This window comes from Flavobacteriales bacterium (assembly GCA_020435415.1).
In the GTDB taxonomy this organism is placed as follows: domain Bacteria; phylum Bacteroidota; class Bacteroidia; order JACJYZ01; family JACJYZ01; genus JACJYZ01.
The window spans coordinates 1-26,402 of the sequence record JAGQZQ010000023.1 but is presented as its reverse complement, the minus strand read 5'-3'; the positions used below and the strand labels follow the sequence as shown (position 1 = coordinate 26,402).

Below are 26,402 nucleotides of genomic sequence, written 5' to 3'. Positions count from 1 at the left end.
GATGTGAAGAATAAAAAAGCCGGTGACATTCTTGCCACCGGCTTTTAGCAAAGTGATTCGTTCTAGTTTCCTTTTATCAATCGGATGATCTTCTGGCCTTTATCAGTAGTGGAAATCCTCACCATGTAAACGCCGTCGGGTAGTTGTTGCAGGTTAAGGTCGTGACGACCTTCGCTCAATCTCCTTGCCATCACCCTTTCACCAATCAGGTTCACGATCTCCATGTTGACCGTACCGGTTGCTGTTAAAGCAAGGCTTACCTGATCTCCGGCAGGGTTAGGGTAGAGGGCCACGGACATGTTCTGTCCGGCATTTGCTACACCCACATTGATCACATCCATCGGATCGGACATCCCTACACAACCACCGGCATCTGTTACTTCCACAGTGTAAGTGCCGTTCTCAATCGGCGTGTAACTGCTTCCGGTGGCACCCGGGATGGGATTGCCATTCAGATACCATTGATAAGTGGGGCTTCCGGTTACACCCGAAACAATGAGGTTGTTGCTTGCATCCACATTGATTACCGGGTTCACATTGTTCGGGGTAACCGTAGCCACCACTTCTGTGCGGCCGCTGGTACATTCCTTCTCCTGGATCTCCCAGTCGTAGAAGAAGTAATAATAACCAGCGGAACCAGCGTTTGTACCGGTGACGGATATGACACCTCCCACATTGTATGGGTAGGTCCCACCTGCATCATTGCGATAAAGGTCTACCGTAGCACCGGTTACTTTGATAAAATAATTGGTGCCGGGGTTCATCAGGAAATCAAGGGTGACCCGGCTCTCACCGGCAGGAATATTCACTGTTTTGGTATGTACCACGGATCCTGTATCACTTCCCTGAAGTACATCAATCACCCGGTTTCCGGCGGTATTGGCAAAAACTTTAACGGTTCTTATGTAAACCGACGAGGTTACGTCGAAGAATAAACCGCGCAGGTCATTGGCCGTAAAATAACCACCTGTTCCAACCGATGCCTCATCAGCAGGGCCTCCCTTTTGGGCAGCCTTGACATCTTTGGCCTCAACCCAATAACTTGTGGTGGTGCTTACGTTCGGACTGTATGAAGTGCCGGTATTTACCAGGTTTCCACCGGTAGCGGCATCATACCAGTTCCATGTGTTACCGCTTCCTGAGGCGGACAGATTAACCACACCGGCTCCGCATCGCTGACCATCCTGCACGGTGGGATTCCCGAGTAAGCTGATGTTGATGTAAGAAGTTTTGGTAGCGGTATTTTGCCCGTACGAATTGCCAGCGGTAAGCTTTACTGTAAATGTTCCGCTGGTGGTATAGGTATGGGTCGGGTTTTGTTGGGTGGATGACTGACCGTCTCCGAAATCCCATGACCAGGAAGTGGGTGCGCTTGTGGAGTTGTCGGTGAACTGTACCGTTCCATCACAACTGCTGGTCACATCGGCTACGAAGTCCGGAGTGGGTGGCACGGCACAATTCGGTTTGCTGCCTACACCCACGGCATACCATGCATTTGCTGTGGCAATATATTCCGTTGAGCAGTCACCATAAAGATCTTTGGCAGCCTCCAGTGCATAGTAACGCGCATCTGAATAGTCTGAATTGGTTCCCAGGTAAACAGTCAGGTTGCGGAAGGCGATCTTTTCAGCTTTGTCGCGTCCGATGCCGGACACGCTGTATGCATTGCCGTTGTCGTTGGTTCCCGACTTTCCTTCACTCAAAAGATAGTACCAGAAATTCTGAACGCCGCTGTTCGTGTGAACACCACCGTTATCACCACCACTTGTTGAAGCCCAGTTGGTACCCTGGTAGGTATCGGGATGGTTATAGGCGTTCGGGTTTTGCATGTTTCTGAAGGCACCTATATCTTCTGCCATCAGATAATCTCCTTTGGATGGGGTGGCATACCATTCCACTGCGGTTCCAAAAATATCACTGAAAGATTCGTTGAGTGCACCGGATTCTCCCTGATACACCAGATCGGCGCTTTCGCTGGTAAGACCGTGTGCTACCTCATGACAACCGATATCGATGGTGGTCAGCGGGGCGCCGTTGCCATCACCATAGCGCATGTACTGGCCGTTCCACGAAGCGTTGACCCAACCATTGTCCCAGTGAACATATCCCACCAGCTTAAAGCCATTTCCGTCAATGCTGTTGCGGTTGTGCTTCTCCTTCAGGTAGTCGTACATTTTTTCTGCTGCAAAGTGTGCATTCGTGCCGGCATCATCCATGTTGGTAGTGGTGGTCCAGTTGTTGTCACTGTCCGTAAAGTCAACAGCGCTACCGGTGGATGTACCTGTATTGGCATCCATCGTCTGGATTCCGTTTCCTCGACCTACCTCACGTAAGCGATAGGATCCGTTGTAGCTGTCGGTGGTGATTGTTTGGGTATTGTCATAGCGGGTTTTTGCAGTTCCCTGCACGTCGGCGGTGTGGATACGGTCGTTCCTGGCAATGACTTCACCGGTGTGGGCATCTACATAAACGTCCCAACGACCATCCGGCACAAGAGACCAGATGTCATATTTATAGGCAAGATGAAAATCACCTGTGGACGGATCCAGGTTTCTCGCCACGATCCATAATTCGGCTTTCGGGCCAAAGTCAAGAGTAGGGTCTTCAAAAACCTTTCGCAGATTCTCTATTTCTTCGGGTGCATCCCAAATGAACTTTTGTCCACCGGTGAACTGTACAGCTGAAGCTAGCCCGGTTTGTTCACTGATGTCAGGAATGACATTCACCTGACCAACGGCCTGGTGTTGCCCGTTGATGCTTCGTACGGCACCATCGATCATATGTGCCCGGAATTCTCCGCCTTGCACAGGTATGCCTTTGTATTGTTGTTGGAATTTCTGGTGCTGATAGCCGATGGCATCTGCTTCTGTTTTGACTAGCTTGTAATCATCGGACGGACTTGCCTGCACAGCCTGCAGGATGAGTTCCAGAGGTTGCTTCTGTGCATGCCTTTGGGAAGTCTCGTCAAATTTAACGTACAGGGGTTTTTCAGAGCGTGCTCTGTCCATACGAATCTTTGTAGCATCCTGGATAAGTGCAGAAGCAGCTTGTCCTTCAATCTCCTGTCCATAGGAGGACAGCGAACCCACGACTACGCATAGGGGTAAAACCATACCCCGCGCAATGCTCTTTTTCATATCAGTAACGGATTAGTTAGTAAAACAACTAAACAAAAATTAGTAAAACAACTAAACAAAAAGAAGTAAGAAAGTATAATAAACTGTCAACTGTGACGACGGCAAGGGCAATAAACGAAATGAATAGAAGAAATCCAAATAATTGCCCGCAAAATCAAAAGATTATTTGGTTTCGGGAAGTGATTTTAACTTTTCATATTAAATCCTCAAGAGCGGGTCTCAGGGTTGGGAACCGGAACGAGAAGTTGACAGACTTCCACTTTTCCGCACTGACCCGGCTGCCATTGGTTATTATTTCCGCCATTTCTCCCAGTACTAATTTCAGGAGCCATGCAGGTACCGGTGGAAGGAAAAGCGGCCGGTGCAAAACAGATGCAAGTGTCCGGGTCAGTTCTATTTGCGTGACAGGGTTGGGTGCGACCGCATTCCAGATTCCCTGCATGGAAGTATTTTCAATGGCTTTCTGATACATGCGGCAAATATCCCGGATATGAATCCATGGAAGAAATTGCTCACCGGTACCAAGCCGGCTTCCTATACCCCAGCGAACCGGTCCGGCCATTTTAGCCAGTGCGCCGCCATCATCAGCGAGTACGATGCCGGTTCTGAGCAATACCATTCGATTCACAACCGAAACCCGATCCAGTGCAGCAGTTTCCCACTGTTTGCAGCAGTCTGCCAGAAAATCCTCTCCGGGCGGATCCTCTTCGGAGAAAATATGGTCTGACGTGTCTGATCCGTAATAACCCGTAGCGGACGCTCCGATATAAACCGGTAATGTTTGTCCTTTGCTCTGCACCTCATTTAGTAATGTTAGATGAGAAGAAACCCGGCTATCTATGATGCGTCTTTTCTTTTCTGCTGTCCATCGTCCCCCGGCGACAGATTCCCCGGCCAGGTTGATGATGGCATGGGCGTCGATCAATGCATGCTCATCAATTTTTCCGTTCATGGGATCCCAATGATGCCATGAAGCATACGGTAGGGAAGGGGCGGGAGCATGACGACTCAGACATACCGGCTGGTAGCCCTCACTGTTGAGGTGAATGGCAAGGTGACGGCCTATCTGACCACTTCCTCCGGCAATGATCACCTTCCTGTTGTTACCCGGCGATATCGGAATTTCATTAGCCATTTGCGCATTGTAAGGTCAATGTTTACCTTCGCATGATTGAGTTTGTACCATAAATAAAGGCAACATGCTCGTTGCAAATTAAAACAAACCTATGAAAGCATTTCTGAAAAACGGCGGTGTATTACTGATTCTTCTGGGTGTATTGTTCGTGATCCTTAACGTACTTATGAATCGTCCGGATAATTTCTTCCTGATCGTCAGCTTCTTGTTTGTGCTGTTTGGTGTGATCGGATACATTGTATCAAACCGGATCATCAGCGAAGAGTGAATTTGTTTAATTAAGAATGAATGGGGAACCATTGTTTCCGGTTATCTTCCATTCTTAATTCTTCATTTCTTCATTCTTAATTCATTAAGCTTTTCCCAGTCCTCATCTTTCAGTTCACCCATGATGTTGAACTGGCCGGCGCCTTTCAGCCACTCACCCCCATCGATCGTTACCACTTCGCCATTAATGTATGCCGCATATGGTGATGCGAGGTAGGTCGCAAGATTTACCAGCTCTATATGTTCACCGGTTCTACCAAGGGGAACACGCAATTCCGGACTTAGTTTTTTTGCCAGATTTCCGGGGAAGAGCCGGTCCCAGGCTCCTTTGGTGGGGAATGGACCTGGTGCAATGGCATTGCAGCGAATTCCTTTGGGTCCCCATTCAACGGCCAGAGAACGGGTTAGGGATAATACACCTGCTTTTGCGCAAGCAGAAGGTGTTACGTAGCCGGAGCCAGTCCACGCGTATGTGGTCACAATATTCAGGATCATGGCCGGATGTTTTTTGCCGATCCAGTGTTTCCCGAAAGTAAGGGAAGTATTATAGCTGCCTTTTAAAACGATATCAACCACGGTATCAAAGGCACGGTGTGATAATTTTTCCGTGGGACTAATAAAATTCCCGGCGGCATTGTTAACGAGAATGTCCGGTATGCCTGCATGATCCAATGTAAACTGAAGCAATGCTTCTACCTGGGAAGCATCTCTCACGTCACAGGCACAGGCTAGTATTTTTCCTGGCCAGGATGCTTCAAGTTCCTGTTTGGCAGCATCCAGCACTTCCTGCCTGCGGCTGGTGATGACCACCCTTGCGCCCAGGTGCAGAAATCCGGTGGCCATGGATTTTCCGAGGCCTGTGCCTCCGCCGGTGATCACCACGATCTTATCGTGAAGCGCGTTCTCGCGTAACATGATCTGTGAGAGATCCAATGGTGTAGTCATTTGGATTGTCCTTCGTTGATGGCAATGACCTCCCGGATTTCGGGAAAGGCCTTTTTCACAGCTTCCTCTATACCGGCCTGCATGGTCATTGGGCTCATGGAGCACGAGCAGCAGGCTCCCCAAAGTCTGACTTTCACAACCAGGTCAGGGGTTATTTCTTCCAGCGTCACATCACCACCATCAGCCTGAAGAAAAGGGCGTATCTGTTCCAGCTCTTTCTTTATCCGGTCAAATAAAGTGGTGTCGATGCGTGCCGGCATGCAATCAGAATTGGGTGACTTTAACGGTTTCTGACGGAGCCAGGGAAGCATTCCTTATCGCCAATGTCTGGGCCAGTTTCCCGGCCAGTTCGGTAAATGCCCGGGCGGTTTCAGTATCATCCTGCAGTGCAATGGGCCTTCCTGCTTCTGAGGCTTCGGCAATGGATTGGATAAGGGGAATCTGGCCGAGCAGTGGGATATTAAACTCATCCAAAAGCCGTTGACTTCCTCCGTTACCGAAGATATAATATTTGTTTTCCGGCAGTTCGGCCGGGGTGAACCATGACATGTTCTCAATCAAACCCAGGACCGGAACATTGATCTGCTCCATGCGGAACATCGCCATTCCTTTTCTGGCGTCTGCTATGGCCAGACTTTGTGGTGTGGTAACTACCACTGCACCGGTCAGTGGAAGGGTTTGCACGAGTGTCAGGTGGATGTCGCCGGTGCCAGGAGGCAGGTCAACCAGGAGATAATCCAGCTCACCCCATGCCACATCGGTGATCATCTGATTTAATGCTTTTGTGGCCATCGGGCCGCGCCAGGCCACCGCTTGTGAGGCTTCCGCAAAAAAACCGATGGACATCAGTTTGACACCGTAATTTTCCACGGGTGCCATTTTCTTCTTTCCGTCTTCCTCTGCCATGCCGGGACGTTCAAAGCCTACATCAAACATCAGGGGGACAGATGGACCATAAACATCAGCATCGATCAGACCCACTTTTGCTCCGTGTTTGGCCAGTGCAACCGCAAGATTGGCGGCAACAGTAGACTTCCCCACACCTCCTTTACCGGAAGATATGGCCACGATATTTTTAATGCCTTTCAGGGCGGGCTTGTTGTTGCTTTGACCGGAAGTCACTTCCGAGGTCATATTTATATCAACCCTGGCATCGGCATTTACATAATGGATGATGGCATTCTCACAGGCCCGTTGGATCATCTCTTTCATTGGGCAGGCCGGGGTGGTAAGTACCACGGAAAAGCGGACATTCAATCCTTCGATCTCAAGGTCCCGGATCATGCCCAGGGTTACCAGGTCTTTTTTCAGATCCGGATCATCAACATGTCCTAATGCTTCAAGTACGGCCTCTTTTGTAATCGGCATGAAACGTTGAATTGGTGCAGAATGTAAAGATATAGATTATGTAGAACAATTCTAAATAAGGGAAAGCTCAGAACCGGTCAAACGGCAATTCTTTCATAGGATCCCAGAAGTGTTTATCGAAATCAACCACCTGGTCATTGACCACACGCACACCCTCGTTCTCGAGTAATTGCTGCATCAATGTTGGTCCGCTGAAATGGTGTTTCCCCGTAAGCAAGCCTGCCCGGTTTACCACCCTGTGCGCAGGTACCGATGAATGGTGTGTGTGTGCCTGATTCATGGCCCAACCTACCATACGGGCCGATCTTCCTGAACCGAGATATTTGGCAATGGCGCCATACGACGTGACCTTTCCATAAGGAACCAGTCTTACTACCTCGTAAACGCGATCGAAAAAATCTTCCTGATGCGGTTCGGACGGTGAATGTGAAAGCTTATGATTTTGGTTTTTTTGTTCCACCCGATATTTTCTCCTTCAGTAAATCATTGATCTCCCTAAGGTATTCATTTTCTCTTTCCATGAGGGCGATCTTTTCTTCGCAGAATTTCACCTGCTGCTTCAATAGTGCAGCCTCATTTTGTTTCAGATAAGTGTTGGGTGGTTCGGAAGCCAGGCTGCCTTGTGTGTAGTATTGAAAAAAGTCAACACCCAGGGCATCCGATAGTTTTTGAAGAAGGCCTGTGTCAATGCTTTTCCTCTTGAAAATCCCATATACATTCTGGGAGGTTGTATTGATCCGGCGGGCAAGTTCTGTCTTGCTCATACCGGACTCCCGGAGATGTTTTTTAATCATGAGACCTATGTGGACTTCCATACAACAAGTGTCCACAAAATTTCGTGAAGAGCGCACGCTTCGATATCGCAAAAAATATACTTAAATGTAAAATTTAATTACATCACAAAAATATAATCAGAATTGATACGAAGTACTTACAAGGTGAAATGGTTATGACCTTTTATGCGGATTGAAGGCCACATAGTGGATAGGCTTACCTTCAGCGAGGAACCTGCTTTCATAAAATGTGGTGATGGCCGAAACCTCGGGAGGAAGAAGGTCGGCTTGCGCATAGACATCATCGCTCTTAATTTCGGCTGTTATGCCTTCCTGGTCGAGGACCTCATTCGTAAACTCAAAAAGCTCCGCACTGTCTGTTTTCAAACGCACCAATCCTTCACCGGAAAGGAAGCGGCGATAGTGGTCCAGAAAGCCCGGACTGGTCAAACGTTTTTTGGTACGCTTGCGCTTGAGTTGAGGATCGGGAAAGGTGATCCATATATCATCCACTTCTTCCTGCGCGAAGAAATGGGGCAGCCATTCGATCGGGCTTCTTATAAAAGCCACGTGTTGAAGTCCGTCATCCAGGGCGGTTCGTGCACCCCTCCATATCCGCGCACCCTTGATATCAACTCCTATGAAATTATCTTTCTGATTTCTTCGGGCGAGTCCGAGGGTATAATCTCCCTTGCCACAACCTAATTCGAGGATAAGCTTTCCCATGTTGCCGAAATATTCCTTCGCCCATTTTCCCTTCCATTTGAAAACTTCTTCCGGCACCGGTCTTCCGGGTTGAATGACATTTGGCAACGACTCATTCTCGCGATAGCGCCTTAACTTATCCTTTCCCATATTCGCTGCAAATATATGTGCTTACTTTACACAAGTCGCGAAAGGTTTTAACTTTGGGTTTACGTCATGAAAGGGAATCAAAGAATATTGGTGGCTCCGCTGGATTGGGGTCTGGGTCACGCCACGCGATGCATTCCTGTGATCCGTAAATTGATTGAAGCCGGCCGTGAGGTATTCATCGGCGGAGCTTCTTCCTCCCTTTCATTGCTTCAGGAAGTTTTTCCACAGCTGCATGGATTGGAACTTCCCTCATATGACGTTCGCTATCCGGAGAATGGAAATTTCATGGCAGCTGCCATGCTGAAGCAATCTCCCCGTTTATGGCGGACCATTCGTGAAGAACATCGCGTGTTAAATGATTACGTGGATATGCACCGCCTGGATGCCGTGATATCTGATAATCGTTACGGATTATGGTCTCAACGCATACCTTCGGTATTTATCAGTCACCAGTTACATGTGCAGGCGCCGGCTTTCGAAGGACTGATCTATCAGATGCAGCAGCATTGGATTCGCAGGTTTACCTATTGCTGGGTGCCGGACGCGGCCGGTGAAGAAAACCTGTCGGGGCGCTTGTCCCACGGCCAGCCGCTGCCGTCACATGTGCGATATGTTGGTTTGCTATCGCGTTTTACCCTTCCTGAGACCACACCGACCGCTGACCCCAACAAATGTCTGGTCATTCTTTCAGGGCCCGAACCGCAGCGAAGTCAGTTGGAGGAGGAACTGGTCTCCCGTCTGCCTGACCTCAATATGAAAGTGACCATCATCAGGGGTAGAACAGGGACCGCTCCCGCTTCATCCGAATCTATCACTTGGTTTGACCACCTTGCTGATGAGCCATTTAGAGATCAGATCATGGGGGCGGGTGTGATCATCTGCCGTTCGGGATATTCAACCCTTATGGACCTCAGAATATTGGGTCGGACAGCCATTCTCATTCCGACTCCCGGACAAACAGAGCAGGAATACCTGGCAGAATATGCGGCAGGTTCCGGTTCCGGGATAGAAGTACATCAATCCGACCTGGGTCTGGGGAATGCGCTGGTTGCCTATCGCAAGCTAAAGCCGCTTAAGCCCATGCGGCCCGAAGGATTGCAAAAGGCGATAGAAGAGTTGATCCGGCACAAAGGTTTATAAGTCGTTATGCTTTTACGCTGACCAATTTATTTCTACATTTAGAATCTCTTCGCATCCAGTTATTCGAATATGAAAAGAATCTTTTTCGGATTTTGTATTGCTTTGGTCGCATGTGGATCTCAGCCTGGGGAATTAACACAGCATGGTGCATTTGCTATGGCCGGAAAATGGCGTGCGGAGAAAGGAAAGAATGCGCTGGGGCAAATGGAATATATAGACCTGGATCTGACGGCGGAAGGGAATGGTTATCTGGGTGAAGGATTGCGTGCAGGTGATAAGGAGGGATACCTGCCGTTCCTGTCCTTTAATATTGAACATTGGTTGTTTTCCGAAGATACCTTAACCGTATCCGGGGAAGTTGATGCCGGACAAGCTTCCGAAAATGATGAAATACGTCAGGAGTTGTTAGGTATCCGGATAGAGAAAATATTCGTGGTGACCGAGACGGGTCCGGACTGGTTTAAAGCCAGGCCATATGATCCGGATGATAACCTGATTCATTTGGCGGGTGAATCTCAGGAAGGCGAAGTGCTTGTTTTTCGGAAACGCTGATTAGACGGGCGCTCCTTTGCTTTTTCAAGGGTGAAGGAGAATGTGGATCCCACTCCTTCCGTACTCCTCACATTGATGGTTTGTCCGTGCGCTTCAATGATGTGCTTGACAATGGAAAGGCCTAGTCCTGTACCGCCGCGTTCGCGGGATCGGCTCTTGTCAACCCTGAAAAAGCGTTCGAAGATACGGGGCAGGTGTTTCTTGGGGATGCCGATGCCGTCATCGGAAATTTCCACCAGCCAGTTCTCGTCCATATCATAAAACCGTACTTCGGTCTGGCCTCCCTTCTTCCCGTAACGGATACTGTTTACGATCAGGTTGGTGATGACCTGACGAATCCGCTCTTTATCTGCCATCGCTTCCCGGGGCTTTTCATCGTGATCCTTGAATCCAAGTGTAATGCTGGAGTCCCTTGCCACCAGTTCCTGCGACTTCAGGATGTCTCTTGTAAGCGCAACCACATCAAACTTGTCCATGTCCAGTTCCAGATGACCGGCCTCCAGCTGGCTGATTGTTTCAAGATCTTCTACAATATGGATCAGCCGATCCACGCTTTTGTCGGCTCTTTGGAGGTAGTCCCGGTTGATCGATTCATCTTCCAGTCCACCTTCCAGCAATGTCAGGATATACCCCTGGATGTTGAAGATCGGCGTCTTCAGTTCGTGCGACACATTTCCCAGAAATTCCTTCCGGTATTGTTCATCCGCCACCAGCCGGTCGATCTCCTGCCGCTGGCTGTCTGCCCAGGCCTGCACATCCATATTAACCCGGGCCATGAGATCCTCATGAATAATGGATGAGGTCTCCTCTTTCTTTTCAAGCTTTTTGGATTTTTCCTTTTGGATGGTTTTGTAAATGAGCTTGATCTTCCTGTAGATGAAATGACCGATGGTATAGCGCATCACCAAAAAGGATATCACAAACACCAATCCGAAATGAAAAACAATGACCAGTTTGGTTGGGTTGGACAGGCTTACCCAGGACAAAAGGGTATACGCCACGGCAATCACGAGGGATGCCCTGATAGATATCTGATGTGGCGTTAAGTTCTTCATGAGAACTTACAAATGTACTACATCAGAACTCAAACTTATAACCTACGCCCTTAATGGTGCGGAAAAAATCATCACCCAGTTTTTCGCGAAGTTTTCGAATGTGTACGTCGATGGTCCGGTCGCCAACGATCACATCCTGACCCCAGACACGATCCAGGATTTCTTCCCTTCTGAAAACCTTTCCGGGTGCTGAAGCGAGAAGCACCAGAAGTTCGAACTCCTTACGGGGGAGTTCCAGCGTATCACCGTTGCATTGCACAAGGTGCTTATCCTGATCGATTGTCAGTGGTCCGGATTGAATGACGCCGCTGTCATCACCACCCCTGGCAGGGCTTCTCCTGAGCAACGCTTTCACCCGACTTACAAGTACACGCGGTTTAATAGGTTTGGTAATGTAGTCATCTCCTCCGGAATCCAAACCGGCCACATGAATGTAGTCCTCATTTCTTGCGGTGAGAAAGGCGATGACCACGTGTTCCATTTCCGGTATGGAGCGGATTTCCTGGCACGTCTCAATGCCATCCATTTCCGGCATCATGATATCCAGGATCACCAGGTCCGGTTTTATTTGTTTGGCTACGTTGATGGCTTCTCGTCCGTTATGCGCCACATTCACATCAAACCCTTCCTTTTCCAGGTTATAACGGATAAATTCGAGGATATCCTCCTCATCATCCACGAGCAAAATCTTTTTTGTAACGTCCATTATCTATTCGTTAGAAGTTCCCTCCGGTCATCGATGTTAAGGGAGGCAAGTAAAGGTCTGTATTCCCACTGACGCCTGCAAACCAGCGATTTAAAAATGACGAGTGCTTAACTTATTGTTAAAATAAAGTTAACATTAGAAATGATTGACGAATGTGAATGGCAGATACCTTTGTTTCCGTGATCATTGGGGTTTTACCCCGTTAGTTAACAAAAAAATATAGCCAGATTGCTGTCAGAAGTCCACTGAATACACTTTGGTGAAGCGGACCAGTGCCGGTCAATTAAATGTGTATCCTGCGGGTTGGGGAAAAGTTTTTTGATTGGGATGATCAACCCAAAAAGTAATCCGGTCATGGAAAGGATTACAAAAGACCTATCTTCGCAACATTAACATTAACATTTTTCCACATCAGTGAAGAAGCCATAGTGTGATATGAAATTTGATTTCCTGGATTTTATGGAGTTGTTGGGAGCCCTCGGCTTCTTTATCTTCGGTATGAAGGTGATGAGTGAAGGATTGCAGCATGCTGCGGGTGCACGTATGCGTATGATCCTTGGCTCCATGACAAAGAATCGTTTCCTGGGTGTACTGACCGGTTTTCTGATTACCAGCCTGGTTCAATCGTCTTCCGCCACCACGGTGATGACCGTAAGTTTTGTGAATGCAGGCCTCCTTTCCTTGGTAGAATCTGCCGGAATCATGATGGGGGCCAATGTAGGTACCACCATCACCGGGTGGATTGTGGCCTCCCTTGGTTTTAAGGTAAAGATTGTTACACTTGCCCTTCCTATTATTGCAGTTGGATTTCCCATGATCTTCAGCAAGCGCGGGAATATGCGATTCTGGGGTGAATTCCTGATCGGTTTTGCATTACTGTTTATGGGGCTGGAAGCGTTGAAAGATACGGTTCCGGATATCAAGAACAGCCCCGAGGTTCTCGAGTTTCTTTCAAGCTATGCGGATATGGGAATTTTGTCTACCCTGCTATTCGTGGGTGTCGGCACCCTTCTCACCATCATTGTGCAATCTTCCAGTGCGGCGATGACGCTTACCCAAACCATGTGTTTTCAGGGCTGGATACCTTTTGAGATTGCCGCACCAATGATCCTTGGCGAAAATATTGGTACCACCATCACAGCGGAGATCGCAGCCTTCATAGGTAATGTTCACGCAAAAAGATCGGCCAGGATTCACAGCCTTTTCAACGTTATCGGTGTAACCTGGATGGTTTTCCTGAATGGTTTCTACTTGCAGAAGATCAATGACATCATGATAGATATGGGCATGGGTTCGCCGTTTACAAGTGACGAGGCCATTCCCCAGGCGCTGGCGATATTCCATACAGCCTTTAACGTATCCAACGTGCTGTTGCTCATTTGGTTTGTTCCTGTGCTTGTGAAGGTGGTCATTCGGATGGTGCCTTCGCGCGGTGATATGGACGAAATGTACAAACTGGAGTACATTGACTCCGGCCTGATGACCACACCCGAACTTTCATTGCTGGAAGCCAAAAAGGAGATTGTAAAGTTCGGAACGCTCACCAAACGAATGATTGAGATGGTTCCGCCGCTCCTGCGAGAGAACAATGATAAGAAATTCGGAGAGTTGCTTTCGAGGGTGGAGAAGTATGAGAACATCACTGACCGTATCGAGGTAGAGGTTGCAGACTACCTGAGCAATATCTCACAAGGAGAACTTACACGTGAAAGCTCACTTCGGGTGAGGGGAATGCTGGGTGTGATCAATGATCTTGAGAGGATCGGAGATATATGCTACCAGATGTCATTATGGGTCTCGCGGAAACACCAGGAAAGGGTTTGGTTTACCCAGGCGCAGCGTGAAAATCTTCAAGATATGTTTCTGCTCATCTGTAAAGGTTTTGATGTGATGATCACCAACCTCGACAGGCCTTTCGGTCAGGTGAAGATCACGGAAGCTGACGAAGTGGAAATAGAGATCAATCAGTTGCGGGATCAACTGAGGGTTCTTCACCTTGAGGATCTGGAAAAGAATGAATACAACTTCCGGAGCGGGATGATATACAATGAACTGTTTTCTTCTTATGAGAAAATGGGGGATCACATCTTTAACATCACCGAGGCACTGATCGATATGAAGTGATCAGGGGGTGATGATCTCCGGGGTGTCGATGATGTTACTCTTATTCAACGCCCTGTCCAGCAAATAAAACCTGAACATGATGGTGTCGCTCTCAGGAGATAAAAAGTTCCTGTAAAATGGCGAAAGGTTCACATGTATCGTCCCCTTGACACAGCGGTTGGAGTTTTCCGTGTTGAGGTATGGAACACGATACCAGAAAGGCGGATCCAGCGTGGAGTCTTCCACAAATACCCCGTTCACCTTTTCAAAATAAGACATGTACAGGTTGTAATCGTATGGTGCCTGCGTCTCTGATTTCTTCAATCCGATATCGCCATCGCCATCTGAGAATTGAAAGAAAAGTTGGGCTGAATCATTGGTGATGATAAAGTCTTTGTATTCGATGAAAGGTGTATCCGGACATTGCGGCGGCTTGATGCATCCCACCCAGGTGAGCGCAGCAGCACCGATTAACCAGTAATATGAATGTTTGAGCTTCATCAGACGCATATTCATCATTTCAACTTCTAAATTACGAATTTATTATCACGCGTCATCCGGTATGAGTTTGCAAATGGGTAAGCTTCGCCCTGCATTTCATTATCTGCTACCTTTGCCGGATGAGACCTCAGGATAATAAGTCATGGTAATACCCGATAAGCTCAGGGAACGAATTTTCACGGTGAGTGAAGCGGATTTTGAGGACCTGGCCATGAATATATTCCGTTACCAGGCAACGGTGAATCCGGTTTACAGGCGGTACATTGAGCTTCTGGGGAGGCATCCGGATGATATCGGAAGTTTACGTGACATTCCATTTCTTCCGGTAAACCTGTTCAGGGGCCATGAGGTGATATGTACACCGAAACGCGCTGAAGTGGTATTTGAAAGCAGTACCACCACCGGCCAGCATCCGTCGCGCCACCATGTACCGGACGTTGATCTGTATCGTGAAAGTTGTCTTCGATCCTTCGGGCAGTTTGTTGGCCAGCCTTCACAGTTTGTTATTCTGGCATTGTTGCCTTCATATCTGGAGCGTGGCCATTCCTCCCTGGTTTATATGGTGCAGACGATCATGGAATCCGGCAGCCAACCTGAGAGTGCCTTTTATAAAGATGACCTGGAGGCCGTTGCTTCTGCATTGCAACAAATGGAGGCCAATGGGCAGCCCTGTCTGCTGATCGGCGTAACCTATGCCTTGCTTGATCTGGCAGAACGTTTCCCCTTTGCTCTTTCTACGACCATGGTCATGGAGACCGGAGGGATGAAGGGACGGAGGGAAGAGTTGGTAAGGGCGGAAGTACATGACCGTTTAAAGACAGCGTTTTCCATAGCTCAGGTGTGGTCGGAATACGGAATGACCGAATTGTTGTCGCAGGCGTATTCTGTAAAAGATGGGCTCTTTCAAACGCCATCGTGGATGCAGGTGCGGATGCGGGATGTGACGGATCCTTTCGCGGAAGTGCCGGATGGACGCGTTGGTGCCATCAATATCATAGATCTGGCCAATTTGTATACCTGCAGTTTCATTGCCACGGACGACATCGGAAAGTGGCATACCGATCGGCAGGCATTTGAAGTATTGGGAAGATTGGATGCCGCTGAGATTCGGGGCTGCAGTTTACTTTACCCGGGACTATAACAGGTTACTTTTCGGCCTGAACCTGGGCTTCATACAGACTTCTTACCATCCCGTCCGCCAGTCCGAATTTGGGGATCATGATGGACTTGCTTCCCGCCCATTTCATAATGGTCAGCATTATTTGTGCGGCCGGAAGGATGACATCGGCGCGATCCGCATTAAGTCCAGCTTTTACGATTCGTTCCTCAAATGTCAGGGCTTTGAGAAATGCATATACGTTCTTAAGTTGACCGTAGCTGTAAAAGGTAGTATCCTTCTTTTTGTTTGGAACGAGTTTGGATAATTTGTTGATGGTGCCTCCGGAACCGATGGTTTGGATCCCTTTCATGCCGGCGCAGTTTTTCTGAAGCCAGGTTTTGATATATCCCATCATCGCCTTGTCAACCTGGCCTTCCAGCATGCGTACCGTGCCGATATTAAATGATGTTGATGCTTTAACATCTCTTCCCTGAAAGACGGTAATCTCCGTGCTTCCACCTCCTATATCCACGTAAAGTGAAGGCCGGTCGGCATCAAGGAGCCGTTCAATATGTGTCGAGTAAATGATGGATGCTTCTTCTTCTCCGGAGATCACTTCCACTTCCAGGCCGGAATCTGAGCGTATCTTTTTCAGAATAGCAGGTGCATTGGTGGCTTCTCTCATGGCTGAGGTGGCACAGGCCCGGTAGCTACTGACCTGGTAAGCCCGGAGTAAGTGTGCGAAAGCAACACAGGCATCCACCAGGTGTTCAACATTTTTTTCAGAGACAACACCGGTGAGAAACACATCCTTACCTAATCGCAGGGGAACCCTTATCAGGGATTGTTTTCTGAAATGTGTTGTTTCTCCATCTTCAATCACCTGACAGATCAACAATCTAATGGCGTTCGAGCCGATGTCAACGGCACCTATATGATGAATATTCAATTTCCGCGATCTTATTTACCCAACCCTTGAAGATAGTTATAATAATCAATCTGAGCGCGGATGGCTTTTTTACCTTCGCTATTCCGGTAATGATTTTCCTGTTTTTCATCGATATACCGGGATTTTATATTGTCAGCCCATTGCATGTCCAGCATTTCAAGGAGCTGTTTCTGAAGCTTCGGGTCATAGATCGGGCACGTTACCTCCACCCTGAAATCCAGGTTCCGGCTCATCAGATCCGCGGAAGAGAGGAAGATCTGCTGATGTTTGCCTTCCCCGAAAACATAGATACGGGTATGTTCGAGAAATTTATCGACGATGCTGATCACCTCAATGTTCTCACTGATATCCGGTAGCCCGGGTATGAGTGAACATGTACCGCGTACGATGATCCGTATCTTAACGCCTGCCTGACTGGCATGGTAAAGTTTCTTGATCATTTCCTCATCCACCAGGTTGTTCAGCTTAAGGAAGATGTATCCTTTGCCCCCCTTTCTGGAATGGACGATCTCCTTTTGAATGAGTGAAGCAAGCTTCTTACGGGTGGAAAATGGTGATACCATCAAATGTTTTGCGGTGAAGGTCTGGTAGTTATTTTCCAGGAAATTGAACACTTTGGCTACCTCCATGGTAATGCGTTTATCCGCTGTCATCAAGGTATTGTCGGTATAAACGCGGGCCGTTACCTCGTTGAAATTTCCGGTTCCGATGGTGGCGTATTGTTTCAGCTTACCGTGTTCTTTGCGGGTGATCAGACAGATCTTCGCATGAACCTTCAATCCCTGCATGCCAAAGATCACCTTCACACCATCCTCTTCCAGTTTGTTGGACCACCTGATGTTGGCTTCCTCATCGAAGCGGGCTTGCAGTTCCATCACCACCATGACCTGTTTGCCATTGCGTGCGGCATTAACCAGCGCATTGATGACGTGACTGTTTTTTGCCAGTCTGTATGTGGTGATTTTGATAGAGGTCACAAAAGGATCGATGGCTGCCTCGCGAAGCAGATCGATCATGTGATTGAATGACTGGTAGGGGAAATGTAGCAGAACATCATGTTTTCTGATCACATCCATCGTGCTGTGTGCATTTACAAGAGCCGGGTGTCTGAGAGGGCGCAGGGTTTCATATTCAAGCTCTGAACCTCCGACGTTCGGGAATTTCATGAAGTCTTTGAAATTATGATATCTGCCTCCCGGGATCAGGTTATCCGATTCGGATAGTTTCAACCTTTTTTTTAAGTATTCCAGCATGGAAGGAGGAATGTTCCGATCGTAAACAAAACGTACCGGATCTCCTTTTTTTCGTTGTTTGATGCTACGCGTCATTTTCTCCAGGAAGCTTTTGGAGATGTCATGATCGAGGTCCAGTTCTGCGTCTCTTGTAAGCTTAATGGTGTATGCGTCGATCGACTTGAACGAAAAGATGGAGAAGATCTCATTCAGGCAGAAACGGATCACGTCATCCAGAAGAATGATGTAGCGGCGTCCTTTGGATTCAGGTAGGACGGTAAATCGTGGCAGGACACCAGTAGGAAGCTCAATCAGGGCAAATTGTTCCTGCTTTTTGGCATCAAGCAACCGGATGGCCAGATAAATGGTGCGATCCCTCAGGTAGGGGAGTGGCCGGTTTTGTTTGAGCATCACCGGGATCAGTGCCGGTCGCACCTGCGTATTAAAATAGTCTGTTACAAAACTTCCTTGTGACTCATCAAGTTCTGTCTCTGTGATGAGATGGATGTTGTGTGTTTTCAGTTGCTTGATCAGATTCTGATAGATGCTGTCGAATCTTTGTTGTTGACTCAACACCATATCCTGGATGTCCTTTAATAGTTTCTTGGGTTTGGCCAGTAATTCTTCCCGGTCTGTTTTTCTGAGGGTGACCAGGCGCCTGAGTGTGGCCACCCGAACCCGAAAGAACTCGTCGAGGTTGTTGGAGAATATACCCAGGAAACGAATGCGTTCCACCAATGGAACCTTCTCATCCTCCGCTTCCTGAAGCACCCTTTCGTTAAAGGAAAGCCAACTGATCTCCCGGTTGATCAGCGGACTGGGTTTGGCTTTCGCTCGCGTATTCTTTCTTGACATAGTTGGTGGATTCAATGAGGCATGATCAATTCAATATCCAGCGGTTGTGAGATAAACCGGGACCACTTGTTCGCTTTACTGGTAAGAAGGGCGATGGAACCGGTCGGCAGAGCTGCAAGTGGTTCATCCAGGTAAGTATTTGCAAGATCCGTGATAGATGGATGGTGGCCGAAAAACATCACTTCTTTGTCACTATCGGCCAGCTTACTGATCATTTTTTTTACATCCTCCAGCCCCGCTTCATAAAGGGTATTCAGGAGGGTGATCTTTTCAGGGTTATATCGTAACACGGTGCCGAACAAAAGGGCCGTCTGGCAGGTTCGCATGGACGGACTGCTGATTACAGCATCCGGTTTGGCACCTCTTTCCTTCAGTATCCGGGCCATTTGGATCGCTCTTTTGATCCCTTTTCTTTTCAAAGGCCGGTCAATATCGTGCAGTTGTTGAAAAGCCCAGCTTGATTTGGCATGTCGCACGGCATATAATTTTAGCATGGTGTGGACTTTTTATGGGCTGATGGGAAAATCATGTTACGGATATCTTGATCACATCAAAAGTAGTGAATAATCTATGTCGGTTTAGCGGTTGCTATTCATCACCTCCCCGGCCCGACCGTTGTTGTTTTCTTAAAGATCGCTTCTTCTTGAGAGCCAACCTTTTTTCCACCGTCGCCTTGCCTGGTTTGGTGGGGATGCGCTTCTTTTGCGGAACCAGTGCCCTTGCGATTAGTTTCAGGAAGCGCTGAATGACGAGTTCTTTGTTACGCAATTGAGAACGCTCTTCGGATGCCGTCAAATGTAAAATCCCTTCTCCATCAATGCGGTTGGCAAGGTGTTTTTGTATCCGGACTTTCTCACGGTCATTGAAAACATCAGAACCGGCAGGATGCCAGAGCAGTTCCACACGCGATTCCGTTCGGTTTACATGTTGCCCACCAGGTCCGCTACTTCTTGAGGTTCGGAACTGTAACTCCCTTATGAGTGCTTCCGTGTTCAACAGTATGTTACACAATTGACCATGTTCCGGAAATATAAGAAATCCGGCGCGATGATCAGGAAGAGGTCGTTTATTCGGCGATGGTAAGACAGTACTTGTATCCAATGCCCTTCAGCGTTTTGATGCGTTCTTTGCCTAGCTTGGTTCGCAGGCGTCGGATATGTACATCGATGGTGCGATCACTGATCAGATCTTCTTCATCCCAAACAGCATTGAGAATAGATTCCCGGGTAAATACCTTGCCTGGTTTGGACATGAGCAAGGATAATAGTCCGAATTCCTTCCTGGGAAGTTCGTATTCCGTGCCGTTATGAAGAACCGAATACCGCTCTTTGTTCAGGATGGTGGAAGGTGCATGGCCATTGCCGTTTTCTATTGACACTTTTTGCCATAGCTGTGATCTGCGGATCAGTGCTTTCAGGCGTGAAACAAACACGCGGGGTTTAATTGGCCGGGTGACGTAATCATCACCACCGGCTTCCAGTGCAGCGATCTGAGAATAATCCTCGTTGCGAGAGGAAAGGAAGACAATGATCGGGTGCTTGGAATCCTGCAAGGCACGGATTTGCATGCAGGTTTCCACCCCATCCATTTCGGACATGGCGATATCCATAATAATAATATCAGAATGGGTTGTTTGTGCTTTTTCAACACCTTCATGTCCGGAAACCGCACCTACGGTATCAAATCCTTCTCTGGCAAGGATATGTAACATTTGTTCACGGTGATCGTGCTGATCGTCGATCACCAGGACTTTATATCTGAATTCCATGGTTGTACTGATTGGCTAACGAAATTAGCCAGGAGTGGGCATCACTCCATTAAATCAGTGTTACAATTATGTTAAAATCAACATGTCTCTGTAATGTCCGCAAACATAACGTTGTATTAATGATGCGATTAATGTTGATTCCGTGTTTTGGGGTCGTAACCAATGACACAATTAATTTTCTGAAATCATGAAAGAAATGCCAAACCTGGAGGTCAGACCTGAAGAGGATGCTCCGGTAATTTATGAATTAATGGCCGATGACGATTGGCTTGTCCGTTCAATTGAACTTGAATTGGATGATGATCCAGATGATGATATGCCAGATACGGATAACCTGAAGGTTTTCTTCTCCCATGACATCAACGTGGATGATTATGCGACCATCCGCATAGGTACCTCTGTGGAGGAGATGGAGTACATCAATAAGTAACCTTGTTTGTTTCAGCTGCCTGTTATCTGGCGGGCAGCTCCTCAATGAACGTAGTCGGTTTTCTTCGGAGCCGGCTTTATTTTTGCCCGGTCTCCGCCCTTTCCGTAAACAATCAGAAAATATTGTAGCGAACGCTAAGTCCGATACTCATACCTTTTTTGTAGGATTGAAAAACGTAATCGTTGCCCTTGAATGTTTGGGTCTGCCTGAATTCAGGGTTGAGGATGTTTTTCATGTTCAATGAAACGGCAAGCTTCTTACCGATATCTTTTCTGATGTTGAAGTCAAGCTGAGGGGTGGGTTGTTCAAACACATCCGGGTCTCCACCGTCAATCACCACTACCATCCGCTCGCCTGAAACGTTGAAGTTCAGGTTGGCAGACATCCCAAGTGAGTCATTTTGATAACCGAGTGATGCGTTCACAACATAGGGCGACTGGCCGAACATCACCCGCTTGCTTGGGTGTTCCGGATCCAGTTCACGGATATCGGCCAATTCTTTCGCATCAATTGCAACGCGGGAATAAATGAGGGTTACATTGGTGCCAAGACTGAAGTGTTCCAGGGACCGGTGGAAAGCGCTCAGGTTTCTGCGATATTCAAACTCTGCACCGTAGGCCCGGCCTTCTTTCACGTTTCTGTATGTTAACTCCGGATTGTTGGCGGTGATATTAAAAGTGCGCTCGATTGGTTTTTGAAAACGCTTACCGAATACGCCGATGCTGATCACCTCACCTGTTCTCGGATATGTTTCCCATTTCAGGTCCACGTTGTCGATCAATGCCCTTTGCAGATTTGGGTTGCCTACTTCCACATAGTCACCTACGAAGTTAAACGATGCAAACGGCGCCAGCTCTCGGAAGATGGGGCGAGCCAGGGTGCGGCTGTAGGCAAACCTCAGGTTGGTCGTGTCCTTTTTAATGTAATAAGTGGTATTGATGGCAGGAAGAAAATCCTTGTTGTTCAGGAATCCTTTTTCGAGTGATGCTTTGTGGCTTGCCACATAAATCTTGTCATGTTCGAAACGTACACCGGTGATGATCCGCAATCTCTCCAATGAGATGTCGGCCATGGTATATGCAGCTCTGACAGTCTCATCCGCATCATATTGGTTCCTTTCCTGGTAGCCATCTACCACATACACGTGAGATGTTGATGAAAGATCCATGTTGGCATCCGAGAAGTATTCTGTCATGTTCCCGGTATAGACCATATTCGTATTGCGGAAATCGTAGCGTTGTTCCCGGAACGTCCTGTCTTTTACAACTTGTGAAGCGCCCCATTTGATAATGGCCGGATGTCCGGATTTGGTTTCCAGAGGAAGCTGGAAGTTTACCTTGTAGTCATTGTTGGTCTCTTTCATGTCCCTGAAGTATCGGCTGGGCGGACCATATATAGACGGGCTAAGGCCATACAGGGTGTCTGGGTTCTCGCTTCCGGAATTGACCAGTTCATAATCGTTGGTCATAAACCTTAGATCTGGTTCACGTTGAGCCGAAGTGGTCAATGAGGCCAGCCAGCTTACTTCGAGATCGTGAAGGAATGGCAGGGTATGTTTACCCTTCAATTGTTTCGTGTCCAAAGATCTTTCCTTGTATCCCATCGCACGGGTTTGCTGATAAAGACCAACAGCATCTTTTGGGATTTCACCTTCCTGGTACCTGGCTATGTTTGTGCCGTTCTGGTTGTGGAGAACGGTGGCACTGATATCATGATTCTTTGCAAGATTATAGGATACGTTGATCAGGCCTCCCCAGAGAACATCTTCTTCCATCTTTGAATCCTTGAAAATGAGGTCGGGGTTCAGGTTATTCACTTCCGATACCGGTCCGGTCTGGTTGTATCTTCCGGTAAAGCCGTTATCGTATCCGGTGAAACTGTGGCTGTACGTTACGCCTGCCATGTAACCCAAGGGTCGTTTAAACAGTGAATCCCTATTTCCAAATGAGAAGGAATAACCCTGGTTCAGAAATGAATTGGTCTGTTGAGGCGAGACATTTTTGTTGAAAGCTTTGGTAAGTGTCTCCAGCTTTTGATTATCGGCACCGTATCCTGGAATGACCTTGCCGTCAACTGCAGCTGGGATATCACGGCTACCGTCATCCATTCCCAGCCAATCTTTTGACCCTTTTCCCGGAGAAAGGAAATCATTGCGGAGGTTCGATTGGGTGTTGTATGACAGGGATGTTGAGAGTTGCATCATCAATGAATTCGGATACTCTTTGGTATCGATATTCACAAGACCACCGGTAAAGTTTCCGGGCAAATCGGGTGAGAATGATTTCACGGCACTGATCTTTTCGATCAGGTTGGTGGGGAAGAGATCCATTTGGACCGAGTTCCTGTTCGGATCCAGGCCTGGAATCTCCGCACTGTTAAGGGTGGTTTTACTATAACGGTCACTGAGGCCACGTACGTAAACGTATTTACCTCCTTCTACCGTGGCACCCGGCATACGCTTCACTGCGGAAGCAGCATCACCGTCGCCGCCTTTGGCAATCTGTTCTGCGGCCATAACCGTTACCACAGTGGCAGATTTTTTTTCCGCGGTCCGTGCAGCATTCTCAGACTTCTGATTCACCCTTGCTTCAATCGTTATTCCTTCAGCAATGGTAAATACCTGCACGTGCAACGAGAAATTAAGGTTGATCGTTTTTCCGGGTTGGAGGGTTACCTCCTGTGTATCCGGGTTGTGCGTAATGTATTGGCAAACGATCTTTACTTTACCGGATTTGGGTATGGGTAATCTGAAGTTGCCATCGAAATCGGTAGCGGTCCCGATAGTGGTACCTGCTACAATAACGGAAGCTCCCGGAATGGGTTGCCCATTATCTCCATCTTTCACATTTCCACTGAGGATGGCATCTTGTGCCCGACTGACGAGGGTTGTCAGAAGTAAGAAAACTACAATTCTGGATATCTTCATTTTTCTTCGGATAACGATGCCGTAAAGTTCCGGATGTACTGTGACCGAAGCATCACCTGAGTGTTAAGTAAATGTTAACACATTCAGGTTAAAGTATAGAAGATGCCAATAAATAACGCGCTCCGGAGGGGCGATTTCCTCCTCCGGGGCGCGTTTGAACTAACAGTTACGCATGAAGACTGTTACTTCAGGAATCCTGCTTCGTCAAGCAATGTCCATCCTTTGCACCATGGAGTGGCACTAGGATCGAAGGCACCTTTGAAAGTAACAGAAGTGTACCAGGAGTTGCTTGGAGCGGTACCTGCTACCAGTGAATTGGCTGGTACGGGATCCAGAAGCATGCTTCCTGCAGTTGCAGTTGTTACGATGCCTGGGTCTGCTACCGCGTTGCTATTGCTGGCAAATTTGGCTTCAAAAGCGGCTTGTGCGCCACCATCTGTTGCACCGGTTCCAAGGGTAACCTTGAAAAGGTCGGATGCAGTTGCACCGGTTCCGGCTACAACGGTGTTGAAGAAGATATTGCTGACCAGTTTAAGGGAATTCTCAGTTAAACGGGCATATGAATCTTCTCCACTAGCTAGCTTCTCAACGTCGATGCCTTTACCCCAGTCTGCAAAGATGCAGTTGTGGTATTCTCCACCGGCATTATCGCGGAAGGTAACGGCGCGATGACCGTTGGCGATACCGTTTCCGATGTAGGTTGCATTGTAGATCATAGGTGTTGCGTAGGGTGTACCATCTTCAGGATCGGTACCGCCATCGTGCTCACCACCGCGGTCTCCTGCGTTGGCATCCTGGATCAGGAACCAGAACTGACCACGTCCTCTCCAACCTTCATCATAATCGAAACCATCATCGGCGCAGAAGGCAACTACCGCATATTTTACGCTGGCCATGCCACCGAAGAATTCGATGCCATCATCATTATTGGCAATGATCTCAATATGTTCGATGGTGGTCGCGGAACCGACACCACCCAGGGTAAGACCGTTGATCTCATTTCCTTCACCGATGTCGGTGCCGCCGTGGCGGATGGAGATATACTTTAATGTTCCGGAGTTGTCTGCATCATCAGAGCCCCCGTAAATACCTCTTGATTCGGTAGTTGGGATACCTTCAACAGCGGTTTCGCCGGGAGATGAATTCAGTTTTGCTTTTCCAAGAACGATTACGCCACCCCAAAGGCCGCGGGCGGATGTGCTCAGATTTCCGTCCAACTTGTCTGCTTCGGCAGTGAAGATGATAGGTTCAGTAGCAGTGCCGGCAGCATTGATGGTGGCGCCACGTGCAACAACCAGTGCTGAGGCGTTTTCGCCCTGACCGGATTTTCCTTTAATAACGGTACCAGCCTGAATGGTGAGGGTTTGTCCGCTGTTCACGAACACCAGTCCGTTCAGAATCCAGATTTTGGTTTTTGTGAGGGTCATTGTGCCGATTCCTTCACCATTATCTTTAATGGTCACAAGGGTATCGGATCCGACAATGGTTTGGGTAAAGGTGGTTGACTTGTCTTCGTACTCGCAGGAACCGTCGTCATCTTTTGCATCCGCGTCAAAGTTGGTGGCGGTAGGATCGGTACATCCTTCCTTTTTAGAACACGCAGATGACATCATCAGCGCACCGGCAAACAGGGAATAGACAATCGCCTTCCTGGTTACCGGGTAAAAGTCTTGTCGTTTCATTTTGATGGGTTTTGTGAATTATTTCTTTTGTTCGTTGCAAAGGAACCTTACGTATGTTAACTCAATATCAATTAGGTGTTATGCAACCATGATAAAAAGGTTTCTTGATGATAAAGTTGTCTGTGTTGACAATACTTATAGCCGATAGTAGGGCGGAGGCGGAAAGACAAAAAACCGCCGAAAAAAAAGTTTGAACGCTTTCGATGAAAGTGGTACATTTGTGGATAAGCAAACCCCAGTCCGTGCCTAACGCTTTATTTATTGACATTTTCACCGGAAGTATTGGTGCGGATACGTGTAAATAATGTGATTTATGAAGAAGAATCTTACCAATGCGTTTGCCTTGCTATGTGCAATGGTATTCGCTCTGAATGTGAAGGCGGGAAGTGATGAACAAACGTACCGCAGTGACAACGACCGTATCCGTATGAACCTTAGCGGGGAATGGGAATCCACCACGGCGGGTATTTTGTCGATGACATACTGGCAACTGAACAGCAAGGAATCCTCTACCGTAAAGATCAGGATCTACCTGAATGAAGAAGCGGAACGGTTTACCAACATGGACGCTTACTATGCCCAGGATGCCACTGTGGATAAAGTAAAGGTCAACGGATATGAGGGTGAACAATTTCACACCACGGTATCTGATGAGCAGGGAATCCGGGAGCGCACAATACTGATGCTGGATGTAAACGGTGGGAAGGCCCGCATTGAAATGCTGTGTGATCCTGCGGAATTCAATGAAGTACAGGCATGGTTCTTCCAGGCCGTGCAGACCCTCAGCTTCAACTGATCCATATTCCGGACCCCATTCCGAATCTTATTGATCCTTTTTTCGTTTTTGTAAATTGAATATTTAGCTATATTTGCATCCCCCTAAGGGAGCTTAGCTCAGCTGGTTCAGAGCATCCCGCATTAGGC

At 47.9% G+C, this 26,402-nt stretch carries 25 protein-coding genes; 7 read left to right on the top strand and 18 right to left on the bottom strand.

Annotated elements, in window-relative coordinates; genetic code table 11:
• Nucleotides 1-62 precede the first annotated feature (62 nt).
• Both KDD36_05835 and KDD36_05830 read right to left on the bottom strand, forming a co-directional pair.
• Nucleotides 63-3,137 carry a M4 family metallopeptidase gene (locus KDD36_05835; GenBank protein ID MCB0396151.1) on the bottom strand — a complete coding sequence of 1,025 codons (3,075 nt, stop codon included), beginning with the start codon at nucleotides 3,135-3,137 and terminating at the stop codon, nucleotides 63-65.
• 193 nt (nucleotides 3,138-3,330) lie between these two features.
• On the bottom strand, nucleotides 3,331-4,272 hold the full coding sequence (locus tag KDD36_05830) for a TIGR01777 family oxidoreductase (GenBank protein ID MCB0396150.1): 942 nt from the start codon (nucleotides 4,270-4,272) through the stop codon (nucleotides 3,331-3,333).
• 91 nt (nucleotides 4,273-4,363) lie between these two features.
• Between KDD36_05830 and KDD36_05825 the strand changes: the two genes are divergently transcribed.
• Nucleotides 4,364-4,540: a hypothetical protein gene (locus tag KDD36_05825; GenBank protein MCB0396149.1), complete on the top strand. Its 177-nt coding sequence runs from the start codon at nucleotides 4,364-4,366 to the stop codon at nucleotides 4,538-4,540.
• A gap of 62 nt (nucleotides 4,541-4,602) precedes the next feature.
• On the opposite strand, the gene KDD36_05820 is transcribed toward KDD36_05825, so the two are convergent.
• The 6 genes from KDD36_05820 to trmB form a co-directional block, all read right to left on the bottom strand.
• Nucleotides 4,603-5,484, bottom strand: coding sequence for an SDR family oxidoreductase (locus KDD36_05820; protein MCB0396148.1), 882 nt, complete (start codon nucleotides 5,482-5,484; stop codon nucleotides 4,603-4,605).
• Nucleotides 5,481-5,744, bottom strand: a complete 264-nt coding sequence (locus KDD36_05815) for a NifU family protein (protein MCB0396147.1) — start codon at nucleotides 5,742-5,744, stop codon at nucleotides 5,481-5,483. The genes KDD36_05820 and KDD36_05815 overlap by 4 nt, the downstream gene beginning before the upstream one ends.
• Before the next feature lie 4 nt (nucleotides 5,745-5,748).
• Complete coding sequence (locus tag KDD36_05810; GenBank protein ID MCB0396146.1) at nucleotides 5,749-6,852, bottom strand: Mrp/NBP35 family ATP-binding protein; 1,104 nt, start codon at nucleotides 6,850-6,852, stop codon at nucleotides 5,749-5,751.
• 67 nt (nucleotides 6,853-6,919) lie between these two features.
• Nucleotides 6,920-7,312: an MGMT family protein gene (locus tag KDD36_05805; GenBank protein ID MCB0396145.1), complete on the bottom strand. Its 393-nt coding sequence runs from the start codon at nucleotides 7,310-7,312 to the stop codon at nucleotides 6,920-6,922.
• The gene (locus KDD36_05800) at nucleotides 7,287-7,646 is read right to left on the bottom strand and encodes a helix-turn-helix transcriptional regulator (GenBank protein ID MCB0396144.1); all 360 of its coding nucleotides are present in this window, start codon (nucleotides 7,644-7,646) and stop codon (nucleotides 7,287-7,289) included. Before KDD36_05800 ends, KDD36_05805 begins: the two co-directional genes overlap by 26 nt.
• A gap of 153 nt (nucleotides 7,647-7,799) precedes the next feature.
• The gene (gene trmB / locus KDD36_05795; protein MCB0396143.1) at nucleotides 7,800-8,480 is read right to left on the bottom strand and encodes a tRNA (guanosine(46)-N7)-methyltransferase TrmB; all 681 of its coding nucleotides are present in this window, start codon (nucleotides 8,478-8,480) and stop codon (nucleotides 7,800-7,802) included.
• A gap of 66 nt (nucleotides 8,481-8,546) precedes the next feature.
• On the opposite strand from trmB, the gene KDD36_05790 reads away from it, so the two are divergent.
• Both KDD36_05790 and KDD36_05785 read left to right on the top strand, forming a co-directional pair.
• Nucleotides 8,547-9,620: a glycosyltransferase gene (locus KDD36_05790; protein ID MCB0396142.1), complete on the top strand. Its 1,074-nt coding sequence runs from the start codon at nucleotides 8,547-8,549 to the stop codon at nucleotides 9,618-9,620.
• A gap of 69 nt (nucleotides 9,621-9,689) precedes the next feature.
• On the top strand, nucleotides 9,690-10,172 hold the full coding sequence (locus tag KDD36_05785) for a hypothetical protein (GenBank protein MCB0396141.1): 483 nt from the start codon (nucleotides 9,690-9,692) through the stop codon (nucleotides 10,170-10,172).
• On the opposite strand, the gene KDD36_05780 is transcribed toward KDD36_05785, so the two are convergent.
• Together KDD36_05780 and KDD36_05775 are read right to left on the bottom strand one after the other, a co-directional pair.
• Nucleotides 10,136-11,227, bottom strand: a complete 1,092-nt coding sequence (locus KDD36_05780) for a sensor histidine kinase (protein MCB0396140.1) — start codon at nucleotides 11,225-11,227, stop codon at nucleotides 10,136-10,138. The two genes, KDD36_05785 and KDD36_05780, sit on opposite strands and share 37 nt — an antisense overlap.
• Nucleotides 11,228-11,249: 22 nt before the next feature.
• Nucleotides 11,250-11,933: a response regulator transcription factor gene (locus KDD36_05775; GenBank protein ID MCB0396139.1), complete on the bottom strand. Its 684-nt coding sequence runs from the start codon at nucleotides 11,931-11,933 to the stop codon at nucleotides 11,250-11,252.
• A gap of 435 nt (nucleotides 11,934-12,368) precedes the next feature.
• Between KDD36_05775 and KDD36_05770 the strand changes: the two genes are divergently transcribed.
• The gene (locus KDD36_05770; protein ID MCB0396138.1) at nucleotides 12,369-14,057 is read left to right on the top strand and encodes a Na/Pi cotransporter family protein; all 1,689 of its coding nucleotides are present in this window, start codon (nucleotides 12,369-12,371) and stop codon (nucleotides 14,055-14,057) included.
• Here KDD36_05770 and KDD36_05765 read toward each other — a convergent pair whose 3' ends face one another.
• A complete protein-coding gene (locus KDD36_05765) occupies nucleotides 14,058-14,537 on the bottom strand; it encodes a hypothetical protein (GenBank protein MCB0396137.1) in 480 nt (159 codons plus the stop codon).
• A 142-nt stretch (nucleotides 14,538-14,679) separates the two neighbouring features.
• Between KDD36_05765 and KDD36_05760 the strand changes: the two genes are divergently transcribed.
• On the top strand, nucleotides 14,680-15,678 hold the full coding sequence (locus KDD36_05760) for an acyl transferase (protein MCB0396136.1): 999 nt from the start codon (nucleotides 14,680-14,682) through the stop codon (nucleotides 15,676-15,678).
• A gap of 4 nt (nucleotides 15,679-15,682) precedes the next feature.
• Here the strand turns inward: KDD36_05760 and KDD36_05755 are convergent, their stop codons facing one another.
• The 5 genes from KDD36_05755 to KDD36_05735 all read right to left on the bottom strand — a co-directional run bounded on the left by KDD36_05755 (nucleotide 15,683) and on the right by KDD36_05735 (nucleotide 20,440).
• Entirely contained in the window at nucleotides 15,683-16,585 is a 903-nt protein-coding gene (locus KDD36_05755; protein MCB0396135.1) for an exopolyphosphatase, read from the bottom strand.
• Nucleotides 16,586-16,596: 11 nt separating this feature from the next.
• Nucleotides 16,597-18,672 carry a polyphosphate kinase 1 gene (gene ppk1, locus KDD36_05750; GenBank protein MCB0396134.1) on the bottom strand — a complete coding sequence of 692 codons (2,076 nt, stop codon included), beginning with the start codon at nucleotides 18,670-18,672 and terminating at the stop codon, nucleotides 16,597-16,599.
• A gap of 11 nt (nucleotides 18,673-18,683) precedes the next feature.
• A complete protein-coding gene (locus KDD36_05745; protein ID MCB0396133.1) occupies nucleotides 18,684-19,166 on the bottom strand; it encodes a histidine phosphatase family protein in 483 nt (160 codons plus the stop codon).
• Nucleotides 19,167-19,260: 94 nt separating this feature from the next.
• Entirely contained in the window at nucleotides 19,261-19,668 is a 408-nt protein-coding gene (gene arfB / locus KDD36_05740; protein MCB0396132.1) for an aminoacyl-tRNA hydrolase, read from the bottom strand.
• A 70-nt stretch (nucleotides 19,669-19,738) separates the two neighbouring features.
• Nucleotides 19,739-20,440, bottom strand: coding sequence for a response regulator transcription factor (locus tag KDD36_05735; protein MCB0396131.1), 702 nt, complete (start codon nucleotides 20,438-20,440; stop codon nucleotides 19,739-19,741).
• A 187-nt stretch (nucleotides 20,441-20,627) separates the two neighbouring features.
• Here KDD36_05735 and KDD36_05730 point away from each other — a divergent pair, with 187 nt between their 5' ends.
• Nucleotides 20,628-20,870, top strand: coding sequence for a hypothetical protein (locus tag KDD36_05730; GenBank protein ID MCB0396130.1), 243 nt, complete (start codon nucleotides 20,628-20,630; stop codon nucleotides 20,868-20,870).
• Between the two features lie 112 nt (nucleotides 20,871-20,982).
• Here the strand turns inward: KDD36_05730 and KDD36_05725 are convergent, their stop codons facing one another.
• Both KDD36_05725 and KDD36_05720 read right to left on the bottom strand, forming a co-directional pair.
• The gene (locus KDD36_05725) at nucleotides 20,983-23,796 is read right to left on the bottom strand and encodes an outer membrane beta-barrel protein (protein MCB0396129.1); all 2,814 of its coding nucleotides are present in this window, start codon (nucleotides 23,794-23,796) and stop codon (nucleotides 20,983-20,985) included.
• 182 nt (nucleotides 23,797-23,978) lie between these two features.
• Entirely contained in the window at nucleotides 23,979-25,478 is a 1,500-nt protein-coding gene (locus KDD36_05720; protein ID MCB0396128.1) for a hypothetical protein, read from the bottom strand.
• 313 nt (nucleotides 25,479-25,791) lie between these two features.
• Between KDD36_05720 and KDD36_05715 the strand changes: the two genes are divergently transcribed.
• Complete coding sequence (locus KDD36_05715; GenBank protein MCB0396127.1) at nucleotides 25,792-26,274, top strand: hypothetical protein; 483 nt, start codon at nucleotides 25,792-25,794, stop codon at nucleotides 26,272-26,274.
• Nucleotides 26,275-26,402: the final 128 nt, after the last annotated feature.

Bases quoted from the DNA above. Each gene is read 5' to 3' on its own strand.
- KDD36_05745 (MCB0396133.1), bottom strand. From the start codon at position 19,166: ATGCTAAAATTATATGCCGTGCGACATGCCAAATCAAGCTGGGCTTTT.
- KDD36_05735 (MCB0396131.1), bottom strand. From the start codon at position 20,440: ATGGAATTCAGATATAAAGTCCTGGTGATCGACGATCAGCACGATCAC.
- KDD36_05820 (MCB0396148.1), bottom strand. From the start codon at position 5,484: ATGACTACACCATTGGATCTCTCACAGATCATGTTACGCGAGAACGCG.
- KDD36_05780 (MCB0396140.1), bottom strand. From the start codon at position 11,227: ATGAAGAACTTAACGCCACATCAGATATCTATCAGGGCATCCCTCGTG.
- KDD36_05730 (MCB0396130.1), top strand. From the start codon at position 20,628: ATGAAAGAAATGCCAAACCTGGAGGTCAGACCTGAAGAGGATGCTCCG.
- KDD36_05720 (MCB0396128.1), bottom strand. From the start codon at position 25,478: ATGAAACGACAAGACTTTTACCCGGTAACCAGGAAGGCGATTGTCTAT.
- KDD36_05765 (MCB0396137.1), bottom strand. From the start codon at position 14,537: ATGAAGCTCAAACATTCATATTACTGGTTAATCGGTGCTGCTGCGCTC.
- KDD36_05785 (MCB0396141.1), top strand. From the start codon at position 9,690: ATGAAAAGAATCTTTTTCGGATTTTGTATTGCTTTGGTCGCATGTGGA.
- KDD36_05830 (MCB0396150.1), bottom strand. From the start codon at position 4,272: ATGGCTAATGAAATTCCGATATCGCCGGGTAACAACAGGAAGGTGATC.
- KDD36_05790 (MCB0396142.1), top strand. From the start codon at position 8,547: ATGAAAGGGAATCAAAGAATATTGGTGGCTCCGCTGGATTGGGGTCTG.
- KDD36_05825 (MCB0396149.1), top strand. From the start codon at position 4,364: ATGAAAGCATTTCTGAAAAACGGCGGTGTATTACTGATTCTTCTGGGT.
- KDD36_05715 (MCB0396127.1), top strand. From the start codon at position 25,792: ATGAAGAAGAATCTTACCAATGCGTTTGCCTTGCTATGTGCAATGGTA.
- KDD36_05800 (MCB0396144.1), bottom strand. From the start codon at position 7,646: ATGATTAAAAAACATCTCCGGGAGTCCGGTATGAGCAAGACAGAACTT.
- KDD36_05815 (MCB0396147.1), bottom strand. From the start codon at position 5,744: ATGCCGGCACGCATCGACACCACTTTATTTGACCGGATAAAGAAAGAG.
- KDD36_05835 (MCB0396151.1), bottom strand. From the start codon at position 3,137: ATGAAAAAGAGCATTGCGCGGGGTATGGTTTTACCCCTATGCGTAGTC.
- KDD36_05770 (MCB0396138.1), top strand. From the start codon at position 12,369: ATGAAATTTGATTTCCTGGATTTTATGGAGTTGTTGGGAGCCCTCGGC.
- ppk1 (MCB0396134.1), bottom strand. From the start codon at position 18,672: ATGTCAAGAAAGAATACGCGAGCGAAAGCCAAACCCAGTCCGCTGATC.
- KDD36_05760 (MCB0396136.1), top strand. From the start codon at position 14,680: ATGGTAATACCCGATAAGCTCAGGGAACGAATTTTCACGGTGAGTGAA.
- KDD36_05725 (MCB0396129.1), bottom strand. From the start codon at position 23,796: ATGAAGATATCCAGAATTGTAGTTTTCTTACTTCTGACAACCCTCGTC.
- KDD36_05810 (MCB0396146.1), bottom strand. From the start codon at position 6,852: ATGCCGATTACAAAAGAGGCCGTACTTGAAGCATTAGGACATGTTGAT.
- KDD36_05775 (MCB0396139.1), bottom strand. From the start codon at position 11,933: ATGGACGTTACAAAAAAGATTTTGCTCGTGGATGATGAGGAGGATATC.
- trmB (MCB0396143.1), bottom strand. From the start codon at position 8,480: ATGGGAAAGGATAAGTTAAGGCGCTATCGCGAGAATGAGTCGTTGCCA.